Here is a 20,855-nt window from a genome sequence, read left to right as displayed (position 1 = left end):
CGCCTCGCAAGGGGCGGATAACGTAATGGAGTGAATATGAGCGTATTACGTTCGTTATTAACTGCCGGGGTGCTGGCGTCAGGCCTGTTCTGGAGCCTGAATGGGATAACTGCCGCCCCCGCCACCGCCCAGCAACCTGAACAACGCTGGACGGTCACCCAGCAGCGTAATCCGGATGCTGCCTGTCTGGACTGTCACAAACCGGAGACCGAAGGTATGCACGGTAAACATACGGGCGTTATCAACCCGAACAACAAATTGCCGGTAACCTGTACCAACTGCCACGGTCAGCCGTCGCTTCACCACCGTGAAGGGGTGAAAGATGTAATGCGTTTTAACGACCCGATGTATACGGTGGAGCAACAGAACAGCGTCTGTATGTCCTGCCATCTGCCTGAACAACTGCAAAAAGCGTTCTGGCCGCACGATGTTCATGTCACTAAAGTGGCCTGCGCCAGTTGCCACTCCCTGCATCCGCAGCAAGATACGATGCAGACGCTAAGTGAGAAAGGGCGGATCAAAATATGCGTGGATTGCCACAGCGATCAGCGTACTAATCCGCACTTTAATCCGGCGTCCGTTCCGTTGCTTAAGGAGCAGCCATGAGTTGCACCCGACGTCAATTTATTACCCGCGTCGGCGCGCTGGCGGCGGTCAGCGGGATGGCAGGACGCGTTGTAGCGAACACGTTGAATATTAACGGCGTGCGTTATGGCATGGTGCATGACGAATCGCTATGCATCGGCTGTACCGCCTGTATGGATGCCTGTCGGGAAGTGAATCAAGTACCGGAGGGCGTATCGCGACTGACCATTATCCGCAGCGAGCCGCTGGGAACGTTTCCGGAGGTGAAGTACCGTTTCTTTCGTCACTCATGCCAGCACTGCGACCATGCGCCCTGCGTTGACGTCTGCCCGACCGGCGCATCATTCCGCGATGCCGCCAGCGGTATTGTCGATGTGAACCCGGACCTTTGCGTCGGCTGCCAGTATTGTATCGCCGCGTGTCCCTACCGCGTGCGCTTTATCCATCCGGTCAGTAAGACGGCGGATAAGTGCGATTTTTGCCGGAAAACCCGGCTAAAAGAGGGCCGGTTGCCTGCCTGCGTCGAATCCTGTCCAACTAAAGCCCTGACCTTCGGCAATCTGGACGATCCTGATAGTGAGATCTCCCGTCTGCTGCGCGAGAAACCGACTTATCGCTACAAGCTGGCGCTGGGGACGAAACCGAAGGTTTATCGCGTTCCCTTTAACTATGGGGAGGTGAGCCAATGACAAACGCGTCTGCATTTCATTTTGACTCGCTGGTCTGGGACTGGCCCATTGCCATCTATTTGTTTCTGATTGGTATTTCCGCCGGGCTGGTCACGCTGGCTATTCTACTGCGCCGCTTCCATCCACAAGCCGGCGGGGCAGACAGTACCTTATTGCGCACTACACTGGTCGTCGGACCCGGGGCGATTATTCTTGGCCTGCTGATTCTGGTCTTCCACCTGACGCGCCCGTGGACCTTCTGGAAACTGATGTTTCACTACAGCTTTACCTCGGTGATGTCGATGGGCGTGATGCTGTTCCAGCTCTATATGGTGGTACTGATACTGTGGTTGGCGAAAATCTTTGAAAAAGAGGTTATTGCCCTCCAACAGCGCTGGCTACCGCGGCTGGGCCTGGTGCAAAGCGTGTTAACCCTGCTGACGCCGCTCCATCGCGCCCTTGAGACCGTGATGCTGGTACTGGCGGTACTGCTCGGCGCGTATACCGGCTTTCTGCTGTCGGCGCTGAAATCCTATCCGTTCCTCAATAACCCGATCCTGCCGGCGTTGTTTCTGTTCTCCGGCATATCCTCCGGCGCGGCGGTAGCGCTGATCGCGATGGCGTTACGCCATAACAGCAATCCGCACAGCACCGAGGCGCGCTTTGTACACCGCATGGAAACCCCGGTGGTGTGGCTGGAAATCTTCCTGTTGGCGGCCTTTTTTATTGGGCTGGCGCTGGGTGATGACGGCAAAATGCGGGCGCTGGCAGCCGCGTTGGGCGGCGGATTCTGGAGCTGGTGGTTCTGGCTTGGCGTCGTAGGACTGGGATTGATTATCCCGATGCTGCTGAAACCGTGGGCAAACCGTAGCGTAACGTTTCACGGCGTGTTGGCCGTTTGCGGTGCCAGTTTGACCGGTGTGCTGCTGCTGCGCTTTTTCATTCTTTATGCGGGACAGCTAACGGTTGCATAATCTGGACATCTTCCTTCCTGAAGCCGGATTTCTGGCGCTGTTGTTGAGTCTCGGGGTCAACGTGTTGACCCCGCTGGCGACGTGGTATGGGATTGGTCAGCATTGGTGTGGCGTCATGCGCCTGACGACCTGCGGCGCGTGGACGGCATTCACGCTGCTGCTACTGGCGTTTGCGATTCTGGTTAGCTGTTTTCTGACCAGCGACTTTTCGGTCGTTTATGTTGCGCAGCATAGCCATAGTCAGTTGTCATGGGGACTTAAACTGGCGGCGGTATGGGGCGGCCATGAAGGCTCGCTCCTGCTGTGGGCGCTGCTTCTTTCGGGGTGGACGGCGCTATTCGCCTGGCGCACCCGGCATGAATTTGACGCGCTTTTTCCACTGACCCTGAGCATCTTGTCCCTCATTATGGCCTCGTTGCTGCTGTTTATCATGCTGTGGTCCGATCCGTTTCTGCGTATTTTTCCTCCCGCCATTGAAGGGCGAGACCTTAATCCCATGCTGCAACATCTGGGGCTGATCTTACATCCGCCGCTGCTCTATCTGGGTTATGGCGGACTGATGACCGCGGCGAGCGTAGCACTGGCCTCGCTACTGTATGGCGGCTTTAACGCGGCAACCGCCTGGGTTTGCTGGCGCTGGGCGTTACCCGGCTGGTGCGCTCTGACGCTGGGTATCATTCTCGGATCGTGGTGGGCGTATTGCGAACTGGTCTGGGGCGGCTGGTGGTTCTGGGACCCGGTGGAAAATGCCTCTTTGCTGCCGTGGCTTGCCGCCAGCGCGTTGCTGCACAGCCTGTATGTCAGCCGCCAGCGCGGGAGCTTCCGTCACTGGTCGTTGCTGCTGGCGATACTGACGTTGATCCTCTCGCTGCTGGGAACGCTGATTGTGCGTTCCGGCATTCTGATTTCCGTCCATGCTTTTGCGTTAGATAACGTGCGCGCGGTGCCGCTGTTTACCCTTTTTGCCGCGTTAAGTCTGGCATCGCTTGGTCTGTACGGCTGGCGGGCGCGGGAGCAGTATCCGGCGACACGTTTGGGCGGCGGATCGCGCGAAACGTTCATTCTGGCGACGCTGCTGCTCTTTAGCGCCGTCTTGTTGATCGTACTGGTCGGGACGCTCTACCCCATGATTTATGGTTTGATGGGCTGGGGAAGGCTTTCGGTGGGCGCGCCCTATTTTAATCGCGTCACGCTGCCGTTTGGCCTGCTGATGCTGGTGGTTATCGTGCTTGCGACGGTAAGCCGCCGGACACGTTCTCTGCATCGTCAGCTTCCGGCGTTGCTGGCGCATACGGGCGTATTTATCTTCGCCGCCGGGATTATGGTTTCCAGCGTCAGTCGACATGAGATCAGCCTTAACCTCAGCCCCGGTCAGCAGGTGGTACTGGCGGGCTATACCTTTCGTTTCGAGCGTCTGGATCTGGCTGCTCACGGAAATTACACCACCGAGAAAGCGCTGATTACCCTTTCGAAAGATGACCAGGTGATTGGTCGCCTTGTGCCGGAACGGCGCTTTTATGTCGCGCGGCGCCAGCAAATGATGGAGCCGGGGATTCACTGGAACCTGCTACATGACTGGTATGCGGTGATGGGCGAGAAAACGGGAGAGGAGCGGTATGCTATGCGTTTTTATGTGCAGACTGGCGTCCGTTGGGTCTGGGGCGGCGGGCTGATGATGATCGTCGGGGCATTGCTGAGCGGCTGGCGAGGGAGGAGACGTGATGTGTAAGTTAATCACAGCGTTGCCGGATGGCGTCGCGGATGCCTTATCCGGCAAAACGCGTTTACTTTTCATCTGTGTCTTGTTTTTCTTCGCTTTCACTGCCCATGCTCAGGTGGTGGACACCTGGCGCTTCGAAAACACGCAACAGCAGGAAAAAGCCCTGCGCGTTGCCAGCCAGCTACGCTGCCCGCAGTGTCAGAATCAAAATTTACTGGAATCCAATGCGCCGGTCGCGGTCAGTATGCGCCATCAGGTCTATACCATGGTGGCGGAAGGTAAAGATGAAGCGGAGATTACCGCCTGGATGACCCGGCGTTACGGCGATTTTGTTCGCTACGATCCGCCGCTGACCGCGCAAACGCTTCTGCTATGGGCGCTGCCGTGTCTACTGTTGTTGCTGTGGGTATTATTCTCTGGCGAGTCGGCATTTGTCAGCGTACAGAGAAGGAGGAAACATGAGTTTGCCAGCGAACGTCACGACGCCATTACGCCCGCTACCCGTAAAGCGTCTGGCGGCTGCGGCGGTGTTGATGGTGGCGGCCTGTATCGGCGGCTATATGTTGACGCCGAAATGGCAGGCTGTGCGTAGCGAGCAACAGCGTCTGGCCGATCCGCTACGTGACTTTACAAACCCGCAAACGCCAGAGGCGCAGCTTTCCAGGCTGCAAGAAAAAATCCGCGCCAATCCGCAGGATAGCGAGCAATGGGCGCGACTGGGCGAGTATTATCTCTATCGCAATGCGTATGACAATGCGCTGCTGGCATATCGTCAGGCGTTGCGTCTGCGAGGAGATAACGCGCAGCTTTTCGCCGCGCTGGCAACGGTGCTGTATTACCAGTCCGGGCAACATATGACGCCTGCGACTCGTGAAATGATTAACAAAGCGTTAGCGCTGGATGCGACAGAAGTGACCGCGCAGATGCTGCTGGCGGCGGATGCGTTTATGCAGGCGGATTATGCGCGAGCCGTGTCGCTGTGGCAGACCTTACTGGATGCAAACTCGCCGCGAGTGAACCGCGCGCAACTGGTAGAGGCCATTAATTTGGCAAAATTGTTACAAAACCGGCCGAAATAATTTTTTCTTTTTTGTGATTTGCGTCGTGTGCGCTGTTTAAAAAAACGGCGAATGAGTCACGGATAAAAATTAATTACCTCAGTGTATTATTCGTTTTTGTCGAAATAAAAAACTTTCCATAACAAATAGTTATTCATCATTAACGCCATAAACTCGCGTTATTATGCATAAAAGTAGCCAAAAGCCCTGTTATGAAAGGGTTGCGCAAGACGCTATGCAAATGATACTGATTATGCGCGTTAAAAAACTCTACAAACCAACGCAACACAAATCATACCCTTTCAGTATGTATTGCTCTCATGCTTTCGGCGGAGAGCAACGCTTCATCGAGGAAGTCTGTTGTTATGAAAAATTTGAAAGTCAGCCTGGCCTGGCAAATTTTGCTGGCTATGGTGCTGGGCATTCTGCTGGGCAGCTATCTGCATTATCACAGTGACAGCCGTGAATGGCTGATTGCCAATCTGTTGTCGCCTGCCGGTGATATCTTTATCCATCTGATTAAAATGATCGTCGTGCCGATCGTGATCTCGACTCTGATTGTCGGCATCGCTGGCGTTGGCGATGCGAAACAGCTAGGCCGTATCGGCGCAAAAACCATTCTCTATTTTGAACTGATCACCACGGTGGCGATTATCCTCGGCATTACGCTGGCGAATGTCTTTCAGCCAGGCTCAGGCATTGATATGTCGCAACTGGCGACCGTCGATATTTCGAAATACCAGAACACCACGGCGGAAGTACAAAGCCATGCGCATGGGCTGATGGGGACGATACTGTCGCTGGTGCCGACTAATATCATCGCATCGATGGCCAAAGGGGATATGCTGCCGATTATCTTTTTCTCGGTCCTGTTTGGGCTGGGGTTATCGTCCCTGCCGGCAACGCATCGCGAACCGCTGGTGACGGTATTTCGTTCCATCTCTGAGACCATGTTTAAAGTCACTCATATGGTGATGCGCTATGCGCCAGTGGGCGTTTTTGCGCTGATCGCCGTCACGGTAGCGAATTTTGGTTTCGCGTCGCTGTGGCCGCTGGCGAAACTGGTGCTGCTGGTACACTTTGCCATTATCTTCTTTGCGCTGGTGGTGCTGGGCATCGTGGCGCGCCTGTGTGGGTTAAGTATCTGGATTCTGATTCGCATTCTGAAAGATGAATTGATTCTGGCGTACTCGACCGCCAGCTCCGAGAGCGTGCTGCCGCGCATTATCGAGAAGATGGAGGCTTACGGCGCGCCAGCCTCTATCACCAGCTTCGTGGTGCCGACCGGTTACTCATTTAACCTCGACGGCTCCACGTTATACCAGAGCATCGCCGCCATTTTTATCGCGCAGCTATACGGTATCGACCTGTCGCTGTGGCAGGAAATTGTACTGGTGCTGACGCTGATGGTGACGTCGAAAGGGATTGCCGGCGTGCCGGGCGTTTCCTTCGTGGTGTTACTGGCGACGCTGGGCAGCGTGGGCATTCCGCTGGAAGGGCTGGCGTTTATCGCCGGTGTTGACCGTATCCTCGACATGGCGCGTACTGCGCTAAATGTGGTGGGCAATGCGCTGGCGGTGCTGGTGATTGCCAAGTGGGAACACAAGTTTGACCGCAAAAAAGCGCTGGCCTACGAGCGCGATGTGCTGGGGAAATTTGATAAGACCGCCCAGTAATGGGTGGTAGAGCGTCGGATGGCAGTCCGCCATCCGGCAGTAAACATCAACCATTCGTTAGCGTTTCGAACTCTTCGCAACCGGTATCAAACCCTTCCAGACAGCTTTGATTCAACCAGTGCAGCGCCTTCTGCTTGTTCTTTTCAATAAAGCCCGGTTCACCGTTTAAAAACATCATTCCCGCCCAGTATTCTGAATAGCCGGTACGGGAAATGGCGGAACTGCGTTTGAAATACCAGGCGGCTTTTTCATCATCGGCGGCAATGCCCACGCCGTTGGCGTAAATCAGGCCAAGCAACATTTGCGCATCCACCGCGGAGTCGTTATCCAGATCTTCAGAGGCGTTTTGCAGCAGCGAGATGGCTTTTGGGTAGTCCGGGCGTCCTGCCTGAGTGTTGACCAGGATCCGCGCCAGCGTAATTTCCCCCGTTTTACTGCCCGCATTTACCGCCTTTTCAGCCAGCTTTTTCGCGTCGGGATAATCCAGGCTTACCGGATTAGTGATTTTGATTTGCGCCAGTAATGCGCAGGCGTCAGCATCGCCATTGTCGGCGGCTTTTTGCGCCCAGTATTCGGCTTTGTTCAAATCGCCATAGCTCAACCAACTGTCGGCCAGAAAATATTGTGCGCGTCTGTCACCTGCCTCTGCTGCCTGCAAATACTGGCTACCTGGCTCAGGATCTGCGGCATGGGCAAAGAATGTCATAAACAACATCAATGCAAGAAGTGGTTTCATTTTGAATTTTATTTAGGGTACGGAAAAGACAGTATAAAGAGATCGTATGGATAAAAAAACAGCCTCTTGGAATGGACTGTCCAACTTTATGGGGTCAGTCCAGAACGAGGCTGTTTTCAATGTTAATGCCAGATGCCACCTATCCGACCTACAGTGAGATGTTCGTCGGTAAGCCTGATAAGGCGTAGCGCCATCAGGCAATTCTCATCACCCCATTGCGCTTTCGCGCAGGCGGGTTTTCAGCTTGTTGTACTCATCAATCACATACTGCTCGGCGGCTCGCTGATCGGCGATCGGCTCAACGCGTACGGCGCAGTATTTGTACTCCGGCGTTTTCGTAATCGGGCTTAGGTTTTCAGTCACCAGCTCGTTACAGGCGCCAATCCACCACTGGTAGGTCATGTAAATCGCCCCTTTGTTCGGGCGATCGCTGACCTGCGCGCGGGTGATGATTTTGCCTTTGCGCGAATGAACCCACACCAGCGCTTCATCTTCAATGCCCAGACGCGCGGCGTCGGCGGTATTGATTTGCGCATAGCCCGGTTCGTCCGCCAGCGCGGCCAGCGCTGCACAGTTACCGGTCATCGAACGGCAGGAGTAGTGGCCGACTTCGCGCACCGTCGACAGTACCATCGGGTACTCTTCGGTGAGTTTATCGATAGGTGCTACCCAGTCGCAGGTGAAGAACTGCGCCAGACCGTTGGGGGTATCGAACTTCTCTTTAAAGAGGTACGAGGTTCCCTGATCGGCATCCGAGGTGTCACGGCATGGCCACTGGATATAGCCCAGTTCACCCATTTTCTCGTAAGTGGCCCCGTAGAAATCCGGGCACAGATGACGCAACTCATCCCAGATCTCCTGGGTGTTGTTGTAGTGCATCGGATAGCCCATCCGGGTGGCGATCTCACTGATAATCTGCCAGTCGGTTTTCAGATCCCACTTAGGCTCAACGGCTTTAAAGAAGCGCTGGAAACCACGGTCAGCCGCCGAGAAGACGCCTTCATGCTCGCCCCACGAGGTAGACGGTAAAATCACATCCGCCGCCGACGCGGTTTTGGTCATGAAGATGTCCTGCACGATGACCAGTTCCAGATCTTCAAACGCTTTACGTACCGCAGAGAGCTCCGCATCGGTTTGCAGCGGATCTTCACCCATAATGTACGCCGCGCGTACTTCGCCATGCGCCGCACGGTGCGGCAGCTCGCTGATGCGATAGCCGGTATGCGCAGGCAGACTTTCTACGCCCCAGGCTTTAGCGAATTTCTCACGATTTTCCGGGAACTTAACGTACTGGTAGCCCGGATACGTATCCGGCAACGCGCCCATATCGCACGCGCCCTGAACGTTGTTCTGGCCGCGAACCGGGTTAACGCCCGCGCTTGGTTTGCCGAGGTTGCCGGTCAGCATCGCGAGGCTGGTCAGTGAACGCACGGTTTCCACACCCTGATAGAACTGGGTGACGCCCATACCCCACAAGATCGCCGCGCTTTTCGCGCTGGCATACATCCGCGCCGCCTGACGAATTTCCTGTGCGCTCACGCCAGTAATCTCTTCGACGGACTCCGGCGTATAGCCTTCGACAATCTTACGGTACTCTTCAAAACCTTCGGTACGGCTGGCGACAAACGCTTTGTCGTACAGGTTTTCTTCAATAATGACATGACCCATGGCGTTGAGCAGCGCGATATTCGAGCCGTTTTTCAACGCGATATGCATGTCAGCGATGCGCGCGGTTTCAATTTTTCGCGGATCGCAGACGATAATTTTCGCCCCGTTGCGTTTAGCGTTAATCACGTGATTCGCCACGATAGGGTGGGAATCCGCCGGGTTATACCCGAAGACGAACACTAAATCGGTGTTATCAATTTCGTTAATCGCATTACTCATTGCGCCGTTACCGACCGATTGGTGCAGACCTGCAACCGATGGGCCGTGTCAGACGCGAGCGCAGCAGTCAACGTTATTGGTACCAATAACGGCGCGCGCGAATTTTTGCATTACATAGTTGGTTTCATTTCCGGTACCGCGAGAGGAGCCGGTCGTCTGGATTGCATCCGGACCGTACTTCGCTTTGATGGCGCTCAAACGTTCAGCGACGTAATTGAGCGCTTCATCCCAGGAAACAGATTCCAGTTTGCCGCCACGCTGGCGACGGATCATTGGGGTTTTCAGGCGCGGGGTCAGGATCTGGGTATCATTAATAAAATCCCAGCCGTAGTAGCCCTTCAGACACAGGGTACCCTGGTTGGTTTTCCCCTGCGCCGCCTCAGCCCGGACGATTTTGCCGTTATCGACCACCAGGTTGATTTTGCAACCTGATGCGCAATACGGGCAAACCGTGACGACTTTTTTCATCGGTTTCGCTCCAGTTAATCAAATCGCGCATACGCGCTGTCGCCCTCAGTATGCATGTTTTATGCCACTTTTTTAGTGTGGACTTACCCTGATATTACGGGCGAATTTTGCTCAAAACCCTGACGAAAAACAGGCTGTCGTCAGTTTTGACGTGTCGAAAGAAAATGCCGCATGACATTTATCAGTCCTGCTCGGTTTTTGCGGCCTGATAGCCGCCGCCCAGTGATTTGATAAGCTGGATACTCTGAATAATGCGCTGGGTATCCAACATCAACAGCGAAACTTGTTCGCTCAACACGGGAAGTCTGGCTTCGGTGGCCTGTAATCGACTTCCCAGCCCCTGTTTTAACGCCGCCTCGGCGGAGGCCTGGGTATAACGCGTGGCGTCTACCCGCTGTGCCTGCATGTCGCGCTCCTCATTAAGCGTTTGCAGACGGGTGCCATTGATCGCCACATCACGCACGGCGTTGAGTACGGACTGGTTATACCGTTCAATCAATATATTGCTGGCGGCCCTGGTGCTTGCCAGGTTGGCATTAAGACGTCCGCCGTCAAAAAGCGGCAGGCGTAAGCCCGGAATAAAGTTGATCTGTTTACTGGTGTTTTTAAACAAATTATCCAGATGGATGGAATCGAGGCCAAAGAAGGCTTTGATATCAAAGCTGGGGTAGAACAAGGCGCGGGCGGCGTCCACCTGGTTCAGCGACGCCTGAACATACCAGCGCATTGCTTGCAGGTCCGGACGTCTGGCGAGCAGCTCATAAGAGAGCGTGGAAGGTATACCGGTGTTGACCTGCGGCAGCGAAGTGGGTTTGATGTCCGGCATCGCTTCCGTGCCCATCAGCGCGCGCAGCGACTCGCGCGTTTCTTTGATTTGCCCTTTTACTGCGGCGATCTGTTTATCGACCGCCAACATCTGCGCTCTTGCGCCGTGGTAGGGCACTTTCGCTTCCAGTCCGTGCGCCACTTTGCTCTGATGCGCTTGTATCGCGTAGTCAACGACATCACGAGTTTGCTGTAACAGATCGAGCATCTGATAGCTGGCCTGCATACTGTAGTAAAGCTGCGCAACGCCGGTGGTAAGCGACAACTCCACGGCGGCGGTTTCGGCAAGCGCGGCGTTTTGCGCGCCGAGAGCCGCCGCGACGGCGGAACGATGTACGCCCCAAAAATCGAGATCAATTCCGGCGAACAGACCAATAGTCGCTTCCGTATAATACGGGCCATCCATGCCCAGCCTCGGCGCGTTCAGCGCATAGGGGCCGAGAAAGCCATTCGCCGATGCCCGTTGGCGGTTAAGCATCCCCAGCGCGGCGACCTGTAGCTGTGAACCCGCCTCCAGCAGTTCCGCCTGCGACTGCGCTTTCTTTTCGCGCAGCTTTGCTTCAGCAAGCGTATGGGAGCCCGCCAACGTTTGTTGGATAATCGCATCCAATTGCGGGTCGTTGAATTGTCGCCACCACTGCGCCTGCGGCCAGCCGGAACTGGCCAGATGAATATCATCGGCCAGTTTGATCTGCTCCGGCTGAAGCTGCTGATGCGGCGCAGAATCGCTGCGAATTAACGCGCAGCCAGAAAGCGCCGTGGTGCCGCCAAGCAGGCAGCAAAGGAATAGGCGTGAAGAGGTTCGAATCATAATGGGGGAGTTCCTTGCTGCGGATTTTCGGCTGGCGTGTGTTCCGGGGTCGTCCAGTCTGGTAAGCAAGATATGAGGTGCACGATACCTTGTTCTTGTTCAGGTAATGTGGGCGACACCGTCAAAGCGAGCGCAGGCGAGCGGCTGGTACGGCTCGCAAGGCCGGCGGCATAATGTTCTAATACTTGCGCAATGCGCTCAGCGTACGTTTGCTGCACGTCGTGATCTGAAGGGGAGGCGCTATTCCAGGTTATATCCCAGCGATAGAGCATTTCACGCCCCAGATCGATGACGGCCTGGCTGTCGGCGAGCAGACGCGCGCGCTCTTTGGCGCTAAGTTGGTATTCCAGCGCGACGCGTTCGCGCATCTCTTCGCAGGCATTAAATGCCGCATGGCAACCGATACGTAGCTGAAGGTATGTCCGTTGCGACGTAGGGTCAGGCTGGCGCGGGATACGCAATAGTTTGCCCAGGATGCCTAACGCGCCAGCCAGTTTTTGCGGCAGAGCGTCCGCTTCGCTTTCCGGCCAGATAAACGTATAAATGACGGCGGAAACCGCAGTGCCGATTAAAATCCCCATCGCGCGATCGCGAATTTCTACCAGATCGTAAACCGGGCCAAAAACGTTTTCGAGCGTCGCCAGGGCAAAGGTGACAATCATTTGCGTGCCGATATAGGACGATCGTTCCGATCCTGTGGCTATCCAGGCGCCGAGCAGGAAGACAGGCGCTAACAGGCACAGCAGTTCGGCAATGTTATCCAGCCTGGGCATGGCGAAAATGGCGACCAGCAGCGCCAGTAGCGCGCCGCAAAGCGCGCCGCCAAAGCGTAGCGACATTTTCTGATATGACGAGCCGATACTTGGATTGGCCACGATAATACATGTCAGCATACAGGTGTGAATGCCTTCCCAGTCGACGCCGGAATAGAAGACGTAGCAAATCATGCAGGCCAGCAGCGTTTTCAGCGCGTAGCGTATGTAGACCGGGTTACTGAAGGCATCCGGCGCCATGGCGGGTGGTTTGGCGACAGGCGCAGGCGGCGTGTCGGGCGACATCTGTCCAAGCTGGCGCAGTTGGTCGCAGATAGTTTCCAGCCCGCACGCCCGAGCGGCGACGCGCTCTTGCGCGCTGAGCGACCATGTACTCTGCCAGGGTTCGCCCTGGGCGACCGCCTGTTGCAGCGACGCGATCTCATTTCGTATCTTTTGCACCAGCGCCGGATATTGCGACGCGGCGTCGGCAGAATAACGGTTGAGCGTAGTGTACAGATAAGTGACGGTGGAAACGCAGTTTTGCCACCACGCGCTACGCGCCTGCCAGTCGGCATCATCGGCCAGGCAGAATACATTCAGCTTTTGCAGCGCCAGCACGTCCCGCTCAACGTATTTTTCTGCCTGCGGCGCAATGTCGGTCAGCAAATGGCTAACGGCATCGTCGAGACGGGCGCACAAGGCGTGTCGCATTTGCGTTACCGCGCGGCTGGGGAACCACAATACGCCGATCAATACCATCAGCAGCGTTGGATAGAGCCCAACAACGATACACCACAGCGTGAGACGAACCACAACCTCCGGATAGTCGAGCATACCGGGGAAGGTTTGCCCGTATACGGCGATGATAGCCACCGCGAAAAAGAGCAACCCCAGTCGGTGGGTACGCATCATAAACATACAAAACAGCACTACCACGCTGGCGATAATCATGCGCATTAGCGGATAGCTATAGGACCATTTGTAGATCAGAAACAGGCTGCCGATTTCCAGCGCCGTCGCGACCACAAACAGGATCGCCACGAATTTGGTGTAAAACGCGTTCGACTGTACGCCATAAAACAGCACAGCCAGAGAGATAGCCAGAAACGGGATCTCAAAGGTCATAGAGATCAGCACGACCAGCAGACAACTAACCCACAATTGGGCTATCTGCGTGAGTCGGCCAGGGCGCTGTTCACTGAGCTCCTCATGAAAAAAAGCCAGCAGTTTAACGACCGGTAGCGGCAGGTAGTTAAGCGCGTTCATTATTGCGGCTCAAGGGTGGCGACCGCTGAAGCCCCAATGCGAAATAGCGCCGCATCGGGTTTTTCGACCATGATTTTCACCGGAAAGCGCTGGGCTACGCGTACCCAGTTGATGGAGCGCGATACGCGCGGCAGGCCGCTAATTACCATACCGCCATCGTCCGGCAGTACGCCAAAGCCGATGGAGTCTACTTTGCCCTGGAACGTTTTACCACTGTCGCTCATTAGGCGGATAGTGGCGGGCGTTCCGGCATGAATGGTTTTCAACTCGGTTTCGCGGAAGTTGGCGATAATGTACCAGTGGTCAGTATCAATAAGCGTGAAAATGGGTTTCATCGCGGAAGCAAACTGACCGACCGAGGTTTTTAAGGACACCACGCGGCCATCAAAGGGCGCACGTACCGTCGCCATGTCGAGATGCAGTTTAGTCAGAGCGATATCCGCCTGTACCGCGACGCGCTGCGCGACCAGCGCATCGACGCCGCTCACGGCGCTGGCGGCCTGTTGCGCCTGTAATAAAACCGCATTGAGATCGGCTTCGGCAGCACGCTGCGCGGTTCTGGCGCGATCGACATCTTCCGCCGAAACAAACCCTTCCGACAGTAGCGGCTCGGTACGGTGCAGCGTATCGTTGGCCTGTTTCGCCGCCGCACGCGCTTTGGCGACCGTCGCTTCAACGGAGCTGGCGGCATATTTTTGCGCGTCAACGCTACGTTGGGTCAGCATAATCTGTTTATCCAGCGCGGCGAGCGCGGCTTCCGCCTTAGCGAGACTGGCTTCGTAGGGACGGGGGTCGATACGGAACAAGAGATCGCCTTTTTTCACCTGCTGGTTATCCACCACCGCCAGCTCGACAATACGACCGCTCACCTCCGGAACCACATCAATGGTATCGGCGGAGGCATAGGCATCGCTCGTCGAGGGCGCGCTGTCTACCCGCCAGATGACAAACACCATGACGACCAGCGCGAGCAGAACCAGAACCAGGGCGGGAACTTTGTTACGAGGAGTTTTCTTCGGCGAGCTTTCCATGAGCGCATCTCAATATGAATTAGAAAAATACCAGCCAGAACAGCATGGAGTAGAGGGCAAAAAGGGCGGTATATATGACGCCCGCCAACGGCGGCGTTTGATATTTACGTAGCATGACTTGTCGGGTGACGAGCGTGAGAATGACGCCAGCAATAATGCAGAAAAGCCAGTCGGGATAATAGGCGCCAATAACAGGAATAGCTGGAGGCAACGAGCACCCCGTGAGTAATATCGCTGAAACGAGCAGGCTGCGTTTTTTTAGCTGCGTCACAATCCTGGATTTAACTATTTGCATAATAAAATACATCCTGTTTATTGCGAACAATATCCGGGGTGAATGTGAAAGAGAAGTGGGGATCACAGTATGGCTATTTTTCAGCAGGATAAAAATAGCTTTATTTCCTCACCGCATTCATAACTTATTTATAATTTATATTTTTCATTTAATTATATTTTAAATATCAATTGAAATGCGTCCGGAACGGGCTTGCCGTCCGGACGCGGGCATGATTAATTTGGCGTCACGATATTGACCCAAAAATCAAATTGATCCAGACAGCCGATAATTTCATCCAGCTTCGCCTTGTTGCCAATCACCTTCACCTTCTTCGCTTTCAGCAGATCGGCCATTTTCGCCTGACCAGTCAGGACGCTGTGCAGATCGGCGCGACTGATATAGTAAGACGCATCGGCTTTCGGCTGCAGCGTCTGGCGATAGTTCAGCACGCTATCATTCAGCGTCAGGTTGAGGTTTTCGCCACTGTCCAGGTTGAAGTTCAGGCTGATGTCTTTCCCGGCGGCTTTGGCGCTATCCAGACGAATCGCCATATAATCAAACAACATTTCTACCGACATCCCTTTAAGCGTGTCAGGAGAAGCCGATGCGCCGACCGGCAGTTTCGCCACGCCGGAACGCAGTTCTTTAGCGCCCGTCAGGTAGAAACCGCGCCAGGTCGCGGATTCCGCCTGATAACCGAGTTGTTCGAAGGTGTCGGCCTGCAAATTTTTGGCGATCTGATCGCCCGGATTGGCGGCGATAACCTGTTTAAGTAATTCGGCCGCCCAGCGGTAATCCCCCTGCTGGTATGCCTCGCGCGCCAGATTAATGGTACGCGCAGACCCTCCCAGGGCTTTGACGTAGCGTTTGCCCATATCAACCTGGCCGTAGGGGTTCAGATTAGCCGGATTACCGTCGAAGTAGCCAAGGTAGAAGTTGTAAACGGCGCGAGCATTATGGCTGACGGAGCCGTAATAGCCACGGCTGGCCCAGTTATTCGCCAGTGCGGGCGGCAACTGAATCATGTTGCCGATTTCGTTCATTGTGTAACCCTGGTTGGCCAGATGCAGAGTCTGGTCATGAATATATTTGATGGTGTCGCGATATTTACCGATATAGTCGTTGATGTGCTGATTTCCCCACACCGGCCAGGTGTGCGGCATAAACAGAACTTCGGCCTGGCTACCCCACATATCCAGCGTTTCGTTCAGGTAATCGGTCCATTTACTGGTATCGCGGGTTTTTGCGCCGCGCAGGGTATAGAAGTTATGTAACGTGTGAGTGGCGTTTTCGGCGGTACACAGCGCTTTCAGAGCCGGGATATAAAAATGCATTTCGGCAGGCGCTTCGCTGCCCGGCGCCATCAGGAAGTCAAATTCCAGTCCGTCGATAGTCAGTTTTTCGCCCGTTTTGGTAATAGAAATGGTCGGCGCGATAATAGTTGGCGCACCGCCGGTGAGCGTAACGCCCAGACCGTTGCCGATATTGCCTTTCACATTGCGCGGTAGCAGGGCGCTGTAAGAATAAGAACCGCGGCGGCTCATAATGTTGCCTGCCAGGACGTTTTCACTGACGGCCTCATCCATAAATCCGGCGGGGGCGATCACCTGCACTTTGCCGGATTTCACGTCATCTTCCGAGACGATGCCCTTAACGCCGCCATAGTGATCTACGTGGCTGTGGCTATAAATGACCGCCACGATGGGCTTCTGCGGACGATGCTGGAAGTAAAGATCGAGGCTGGCTTTTGCCGCTGCCGGAGACACCAGCGGGTCGATAACGATAATACCGGTATCGCCTTCGACAAAAGTAATGTTAGAGATATCCTGGCCGCGTACCTGATACATGCGGTCGGTGACTTTAAACAGGCCGGATATGCCATTTAGCTGTGCCTGACGCCACAGGCTGGGGTTGACCGTTTCCGGCGCTGGCGCGTTGATATCAAATTTGTAGTCTTCGGCACGATAGAATGGCTTCCCGCTGGCGGTTTTTAGAATACCCTGATCCAGCAGGGGGGCGATAAACCCACGCTGCGCATCGGCAAAGTCCTGTCGATCGCTGAACGGCAGGTTCTTTGTGTATTGTTGATTAACCTGTTGGGTATAGGCGGTCGCCTCTTTCGCAGGCTCAGCCGCGAAAGCGGTATGAATAAAAAAACCAGATGCGGCGGTAATAGCAATAAACGTCCTGCTTAAACGGAATAACGTCTCGTTATTCATATAAATCTCCATTTAACATCTGCGTAGTGAATTTATTTACTCGAAGGGAGTTCGGTCTGGTATTGCCTGCTATCATAAAACCGAATCTGTTATTTTTAGAATAAGAAGTGTGAGCGGGGTAACTATTTTTCTTAGGTATTTGTGCGCAACAGTAATTAACTGACGGTTAATTTATTTATAGAGTGAACATTTAAATTTTTTATTATTTTTATACTCAATGTATTTTGATGAATTAAAACCGATATAAAGAGTCTTTATTTTCTAAGATTAAAGCGTGAAAGCAAAAAAGCTGTTTTTCAGATCGCGGCGAAACAAGATGTACCCGGGGGCGACAAGCGGGCTTACTTCAGAATGATTTCCATCCCGTCATAGCCTGCTTCAATACCGTCTGGCAGCATGTTCGCCATCATCCACGTATCAAATTGATGGCTGATATGAGTAACAATGACCCGCGGGCAACGAATCACCTCCTTAATAGCAATAACTCTGTTTAAGTCGTTGTGGTTACGCGGCGGCGCGGGGAGTGGTTCATGGCTACAGTCGATCACGACTACCTGTAGGGTGTTGTTGAGGAGAAATTTTAGGGTGTTATCGGGTAAGCCAGCGGTATCAGATAACCATGCTACGCGACGGTGTGCCGATTCCAGCAGGTAGCCAAAGGTCAGTTTTGAGTGGTTGAGCGGTAGTGGCGTTACCTGCAATCCCTGTAAATCAAACGTTACAAAAGGCTCAACGGTGTAGCTGAAATCAAGGATGCCAGGGTGCTTAAACAGATCGTCGCACCCCTGCTCATCCGGCGGGCCATAAATCGGGATCGATGCCCCGACACCCCAGCGTAACGGAAACAATCCCTGCACATGATCCATATGATAATGGGTGAGCAAAAACTGCCGGAACGAGCCGGCGGGCCAGCGATCTGTCAGATCGTGGAGACCCGCATCGATCAAGGTGACGGCATCGTTGAATTTGACCACGCCGCTACAGGGGCGACGGCGAAACCGGGGCTGCATTTGCGCCCGACGGCAGGCAGGGCAGTCGCAGCCGTATGCCGGTACGCCCTGCGCGCCGCCGGTGCCTGTCAGCGTAATGATAAAACTCATCAATGCCTCACAGCATTTTGGTGAAGCGGAAGTGGCTCTGCGCATAACCTTCGCGTAGATAGAATCGATGAGCGTCGTGGCGCTTAATGCTGGTGGAAAGCTCCGTCATCTCCGCGCCCGCCCGACGCGCTTCCTCTTCCGCCCAGGCCAACAGTGTGCTCCCCACCTTCAACCCACGCGCCTGCGGCATCACCACCAGCTCCTGAATTTCGCCGATCCAGTTCGCATGATGAAGGTTAAACTGTATATGCAGGCCGATCATGCCAACCACCTCTCCATTGTAAAGCGCTAAATGATATCGAAAATGGGGGTCCTGCAAGTTAGCGGCGAATCCTTCTCTAAGGGCTTGATAATTAATTTCATCTTGCTTCAGCTCACAGATAAGCGCGTAAACGGAATCGATATCCTCTGCCGTTGCGCGACGTAATTCACAGACTGGCATAATGTTCCTCCTTACGTCCCATCAAAATGAGCAGTCTTTCGACAGACTGTAGCAAACTTCCGTCATTATTAACGGTAGGACAGTTAAACGGCGGATAATGCGCCGCTCGCTCCAGACGGGCGGCGATTTCGGCGTCATTTTCTCGCCCGCGCATCTGCAGTCGCTGGCGTAAAATATCGGGTGAAACCGTCAAGCAAACCGGTAATAGAGAAACGCCGTAGCGCGCCTGCGCCTGCGGCAGATGTGCGCGTGAACCGTTGACCACCACGTCAAAACCGGCGTGCAGCCAGAGATCGATTTCAATACCGAGACCGTAATAAAAACCGTTAGCATACCAGCTCAGCGCCAGCAGGTTTTGTCCCGCACGAATGAAAAACTCTTTTTCACTCAACGCGATATGGTTTTCATTACCCGCATTGGCCGCCCGAGTAATGTAGCGGTGAGCGATAAGCAACTGTTCATGTTCCTGCTGACGAAGTTCCGCCAGCAAACTGTCTTTACCGGAGCCGGATGGCCCCATTAACCAGATCAGTTTTCCCATCGTTAAAACACCCTTTTCCCCTGACGCCAGACATGATCGATATGGACGTGATCGCCTTTACGGTGCGCCAGCACCAGATCGGCGCGTTTCCCTTGCGCGACGACGCCGCGATCATCCAGCTTGAGCGCCCGCGCGGGATTGCGTGTTACCAGACAAATGGCCTGCGGCAGGGTAAACGTGTTACTGGCGTCATCCGCGACGCGAAACGCCGCATCCAGCAGGCTGGCGGGGTAATAGTCGGAAGAGAGAATATCCAGCAGCCCCAGTTCAGCCAGCTTATGGGCTGCCACGTTGCCGGAGTGCGAACCGCCGCGCACGATATTCGGCGCGCCCATCAGTACATTCATCCCATGCTGACGTGAGGCTTTTGCGGCTTCAAAGGTGGTAGGAAATTCGGCGATTACGCTGCCCATCAGATGCGATTCATGCACATGTGCGTAAGTGGCGTCATCGTGGCTTGCCAGGGCGATATGACGTGCCTGACACATCGCGGCGATGGACTGACGATTCGGGGTGGACCATCGTTCGGCCAGCGCGATCTGTTCCGCTTCAAAACGATCCATTTCGTCGTCGGTCAGATGATATTTTCCCTGGTAATACTCGCGATATTTCTCAAGACTGACGTACTGGCGCTGACCTGGCGAGTGATCCATCAGCGACACCAGGGTGACGGCGTCGCGATCGGCTAGCTTTTCAAACAGCGGCAGGGTGGTGTGATGCGGTAGCTCGCAGCGCAGATGTAAACGATGTTCGGCGCGGTTGAGTCCGCGTTTTTGCGTCTCTTCCACGGCATTGATCATCTTCTCCAGGTTTTCCAGACGGTCGCCGCCGTCGCGCACATCACCAATGGCGACAGCGTCCAGCACGGTAGTAATGCCGCTGGCGACCATCAGCGCATCATGGCTGCTCATCGCCGAATGAGCAGGCCAGTCGACCTTAGGACGCGGGGTGAAGAATTTGTCGAGGTTATCGGTATGCAGCTCTATTAACCCCGGCAGCAGCCAGCCGCCTTCGCCATCCAGCGCTGCAGGAAGGCGGCTACGGCTTTCAGCGAAGGCACGGATAACTCCGTCCTGCATTTCCAGCGAACCCTGTACCACATCATCTTCCAGTACCAGTTTTACATTATTGATAATCATGAGGTGATTCCCATCGCATGCAAACGATCCGCCACGCGGTCGCGCACGGCCTGGTCATGAAAAATACCGACGATGGCCGCGCCGCGCGCTTTGGCTTCGGTAATCAGCGTGACCACAGCGGCACTGTTGTTGGCGTCCAGCGAGGCGGTAGGTTCATCCAGCAACAAAATCGGATAATCGACGATAAATCCGCGCGCGATGTTCACGCGCTGCTGTTCGCCGCCGGAAAAGGTGGAAGGGGCTAGATGCCATAGCGGTTCCGGCACATTCAGACGGGTGAGCAGCCGGGCGGCTTTGGCGGCGCAAACGTCACGCGGGACGCCCAGTTCCAGCAGCGGCTGCATGACGACATCCAGCGCGGAGATGCGCGGAATGACGCGTAAAAACTGGCTTACCCAGCCGATGGTCGAGCGACGGACTTCCAGCACCTTACGCGTCGGCGCCTGCACCAGATCTACCCACTCATTGCCGTGACGAATCCGGATATGCCCCTCATCGGGCAGATAATTGGCGTACAGCGAGCGCAGTAGCGTCGATTTACCGCTGCCGGAGTGACCGTGGAGCACCACGCATTCGCCGCTTTTCACTGCCAGAGTGGCGTTTTTCAGTACCGGCAGACGCACGCCGTTTTGCTGGTGGAGCACGAAGGTTTTACTGACGTTTTCAACGTGAATCAT

Annotated in this window: 19 protein-coding genes; 7 read left to right on the top strand and 12 right to left on the bottom strand. The window is 54.8% G+C overall.

The window, feature by feature from the left end:
* Window positions 1-36 precede the first annotated feature (36 nt).
* The 7 genes from nrfB to gltP all read left to right on the top strand — a co-directional run bounded on the left by nrfB (window position 37) and on the right by gltP (window position 6,681).
* On the top strand, window positions 37-606 hold the full coding sequence (nrfB, locus tag ACE15A_RS02680) for a cytochrome c nitrite reductase pentaheme subunit (protein ID WP_023249494.1): 570 nt from the start codon (window positions 37-39) through the stop codon (window positions 604-606).
* Entirely contained in the window at window positions 603-1,274 is a 672-nt protein-coding gene (nrfC, locus tag ACE15A_RS02675) for a cytochrome c nitrite reductase Fe-S protein (protein WP_023249495.1), read from the top strand. The genes nrfB and nrfC overlap by 4 nt, the downstream gene beginning before the upstream one ends.
* Entirely contained in the window at window positions 1,271-2,227 is a 957-nt protein-coding gene (gene nrfD, locus ACE15A_RS02670) for a cytochrome c nitrite reductase subunit NrfD (RefSeq protein WP_023249496.1), read from the top strand. Before nrfC ends, nrfD begins: the two co-directional genes overlap by 4 nt.
* Window positions 2,220-3,956: a heme lyase CcmF/NrfE family subunit gene (locus tag ACE15A_RS02665; protein ID WP_053509197.1), complete on the top strand. Its 1,737-nt coding sequence runs from the start codon at window positions 2,220-2,222 to the stop codon at window positions 3,954-3,956. The genes nrfD and ACE15A_RS02665 overlap by 8 nt, the downstream gene beginning before the upstream one ends.
* Window positions 3,949-4,539, top strand: a complete 591-nt coding sequence (gene nrfF / locus ACE15A_RS02660) for a heme lyase NrfEFG subunit NrfF (protein WP_380912570.1) — start codon at window positions 3,949-3,951, stop codon at window positions 4,537-4,539. Before ACE15A_RS02665 ends, nrfF begins: the two co-directional genes overlap by 8 nt.
* Entirely contained in the window at window positions 4,460-5,026 is a 567-nt protein-coding gene (gene nrfG / locus ACE15A_RS02655) for a heme lyase NrfEFG subunit NrfG (RefSeq protein ID WP_380913806.1), read from the top strand. The genes nrfF and nrfG overlap by 80 nt, the downstream gene beginning before the upstream one ends.
* Window positions 5,027-5,370: 344 nt before the next feature.
* On the top strand, window positions 5,371-6,681 hold the full coding sequence (gene gltP, locus ACE15A_RS02650) for a glutamate/aspartate:proton symporter GltP (RefSeq protein ID WP_000793278.1): 1,311 nt from the start codon (window positions 5,371-5,373) through the stop codon (window positions 6,679-6,681).
* Window positions 6,682-6,727: 46 nt separating this feature from the next.
* Here gltP and yjcO read toward each other — a convergent pair whose 3' ends face one another.
* The 12 genes from yjcO to phnL all read right to left on the bottom strand — a co-directional run bounded on the left by yjcO (window position 6,728) and on the right by phnL (window position 20,855).
* The gene (gene yjcO / locus ACE15A_RS02645) at window positions 6,728-7,417 is read right to left on the bottom strand and encodes a Sel1 family TPR-like repeat protein YjcO (protein ID WP_023249500.1); all 690 of its coding nucleotides are present in this window, start codon (window positions 7,415-7,417) and stop codon (window positions 6,728-6,730) included.
* Between the two features lie 207 nt (window positions 7,418-7,624).
* Window positions 7,625-9,772, bottom strand: a complete 2,148-nt coding sequence (gene fdhF, locus ACE15A_RS02640) for a formate dehydrogenase subunit alpha (RefSeq protein ID WP_077910253.1) — start codon at window positions 9,770-9,772, stop codon at window positions 7,625-7,627.
* A 181-nt stretch (window positions 9,773-9,953) separates the two neighbouring features.
* Window positions 9,954-11,408: an MdtP family multidrug efflux transporter outer membrane subunit gene (locus ACE15A_RS02635; protein WP_380912567.1), complete on the bottom strand. Its 1,455-nt coding sequence runs from the start codon at window positions 11,406-11,408 to the stop codon at window positions 9,954-9,956.
* Window positions 11,405-13,429, bottom strand: coding sequence for a multidrug efflux transporter permease subunit MdtO (gene mdtO, locus ACE15A_RS02630; protein ID WP_053509201.1), 2,025 nt, complete (start codon window positions 13,427-13,429; stop codon window positions 11,405-11,407). The genes ACE15A_RS02635 and mdtO overlap by 4 nt, the downstream gene beginning before the upstream one ends.
* Entirely contained in the window at window positions 13,429-14,460 is a 1,032-nt protein-coding gene (mdtN, locus tag ACE15A_RS02625) for a multidrug transporter subunit MdtN (protein WP_053509203.1), read from the bottom strand. The genes mdtO and mdtN overlap by 1 nt, the downstream gene beginning before the upstream one ends.
* 19 nt (window positions 14,461-14,479) lie before the next feature.
* Window positions 14,480-14,755 (bottom strand): YtcA family lipoprotein, encoded by a 276-nt coding sequence (locus ACE15A_RS02620; protein WP_053509205.1) that lies wholly within the window; start codon window positions 14,753-14,755, stop codon window positions 14,480-14,482.
* Window positions 14,756-14,970: 215 nt separating this feature from the next.
* Entirely contained in the window at window positions 14,971-16,956 is a 1,986-nt protein-coding gene (locus tag ACE15A_RS02615) for an alkyl/aryl-sulfatase (protein WP_053509206.1), read from the bottom strand.
* A gap of 341 nt (window positions 16,957-17,297) precedes the next feature.
* Window positions 17,298-18,056, bottom strand: coding sequence for a phosphonate metabolism protein PhnP (gene phnP / locus ACE15A_RS02610; RefSeq protein ID WP_380912561.1), 759 nt, complete (start codon window positions 18,054-18,056; stop codon window positions 17,298-17,300).
* Window positions 18,057-18,063: 7 nt separating this feature from the next.
* Window positions 18,064-18,498, bottom strand: a complete 435-nt coding sequence (gene phnO / locus ACE15A_RS02605) for an aminoalkylphosphonate N-acetyltransferase (protein WP_053509210.1) — start codon at window positions 18,496-18,498, stop codon at window positions 18,064-18,066.
* Entirely contained in the window at window positions 18,485-19,039 is a 555-nt protein-coding gene (gene phnN, locus ACE15A_RS02600; RefSeq protein ID WP_053509212.1) for a ribose 1,5-bisphosphokinase, read from the bottom strand. Before phnN ends, phnO begins: the two co-directional genes overlap by 14 nt.
* Before the next feature lie 2 nt (window positions 19,040-19,041).
* On the bottom strand, window positions 19,042-20,178 hold the full coding sequence (phnM, locus tag ACE15A_RS02595; protein ID WP_023249506.1) for an alpha-D-ribose 1-methylphosphonate 5-triphosphate diphosphatase: 1,137 nt from the start codon (window positions 20,176-20,178) through the stop codon (window positions 19,042-19,044).
* Window positions 20,175-20,855 (bottom strand): phosphonate C-P lyase system protein PhnL, encoded by a 681-nt coding sequence (gene phnL, locus ACE15A_RS02590; protein WP_023249507.1) that lies wholly within the window; start codon window positions 20,853-20,855, stop codon window positions 20,175-20,177. The genes phnM and phnL overlap by 4 nt, the downstream gene beginning before the upstream one ends.

Source organism: Salmonella sp. HY31 (assembly GCF_042604575.1).
Classification (GTDB): domain Bacteria; phylum Pseudomonadota; class Gammaproteobacteria; order Enterobacterales; family Enterobacteriaceae; genus Salmonella; species Salmonella diarizonae.
The sequence above is the reverse complement of the archived record's forward strand: the minus strand, read 5'-3'. Positions and strand labels throughout refer to the sequence as shown.

Coding starts and splice junctions, on each gene's coding strand:
- nrfB (WP_023249494.1), top strand. CDS start 37: ATGAGCGTATTACGTTCGTTATTAACTGCCGGGGTGCTGGCGTCAGGC.
- nrfC (WP_023249495.1), top strand. CDS start 603: ATGAGTTGCACCCGACGTCAATTTATTACCCGCGTCGGCGCGCTGGCG.
- nrfD (WP_023249496.1), top strand. CDS start 1,271: ATGACAAACGCGTCTGCATTTCATTTTGACTCGCTGGTCTGGGACTGG.
- nrfF (WP_380912570.1), top strand. CDS start 3,949: ATGTGTAAGTTAATCACAGCGTTGCCGGATGGCGTCGCGGATGCCTTA.
- gltP (WP_000793278.1), top strand. CDS start 5,371: ATGAAAAATTTGAAAGTCAGCCTGGCCTGGCAAATTTTGCTGGCTATG.
- yjcO (WP_023249500.1), bottom strand. CDS start 7,417: ATGAAACCACTTCTTGCATTGATGTTGTTTATGACATTCTTTGCCCAT.
- ACE15A_RS02635 (WP_380912567.1), bottom strand. CDS start 11,408: ATGATTCGAACCTCTTCACGCCTATTCCTTTGCTGCCTGCTTGGCGGC.
- mdtO (WP_053509201.1), bottom strand. CDS start 13,429: ATGAACGCGCTTAACTACCTGCCGCTACCGGTCGTTAAACTGCTGGCT.
- mdtN (WP_053509203.1), bottom strand. CDS start 14,460: ATGGAAAGCTCGCCGAAGAAAACTCCTCGTAACAAAGTTCCCGCCCTG.
- ACE15A_RS02620 (WP_053509205.1), bottom strand. CDS start 14,755: ATGCAAATAGTTAAATCCAGGATTGTGACGCAGCTAAAAAAACGCAGC.
- ACE15A_RS02615 (WP_053509206.1), bottom strand. CDS start 16,956: ATGAATAACGAGACGTTATTCCGTTTAAGCAGGACGTTTATTGCTATT.
- phnP (WP_380912561.1), bottom strand. CDS start 18,056: ATGAGTTTTATCATTACGCTGACAGGCACCGGCGGCGCGCAGGGCGTA.
- phnO (WP_053509210.1), bottom strand. CDS start 18,498: ATGCCAGTCTGTGAATTACGTCGCGCAACGGCAGAGGATATCGATTCC.
- phnN (WP_053509212.1), bottom strand. CDS start 19,039: ATGGGAAAACTGATCTGGTTAATGGGGCCATCCGGCTCCGGTAAAGAC.
- phnM (WP_023249506.1), bottom strand. CDS start 20,178: ATGATTATCAATAATGTAAAACTGGTACTGGAAGATGATGTGGTACAG.
- phnL (WP_023249507.1), bottom strand. CDS start 20,855: ATGATTCACGTTGAAAACGTCAGTAAAACCTTCGTGCTCCACCAGCAA.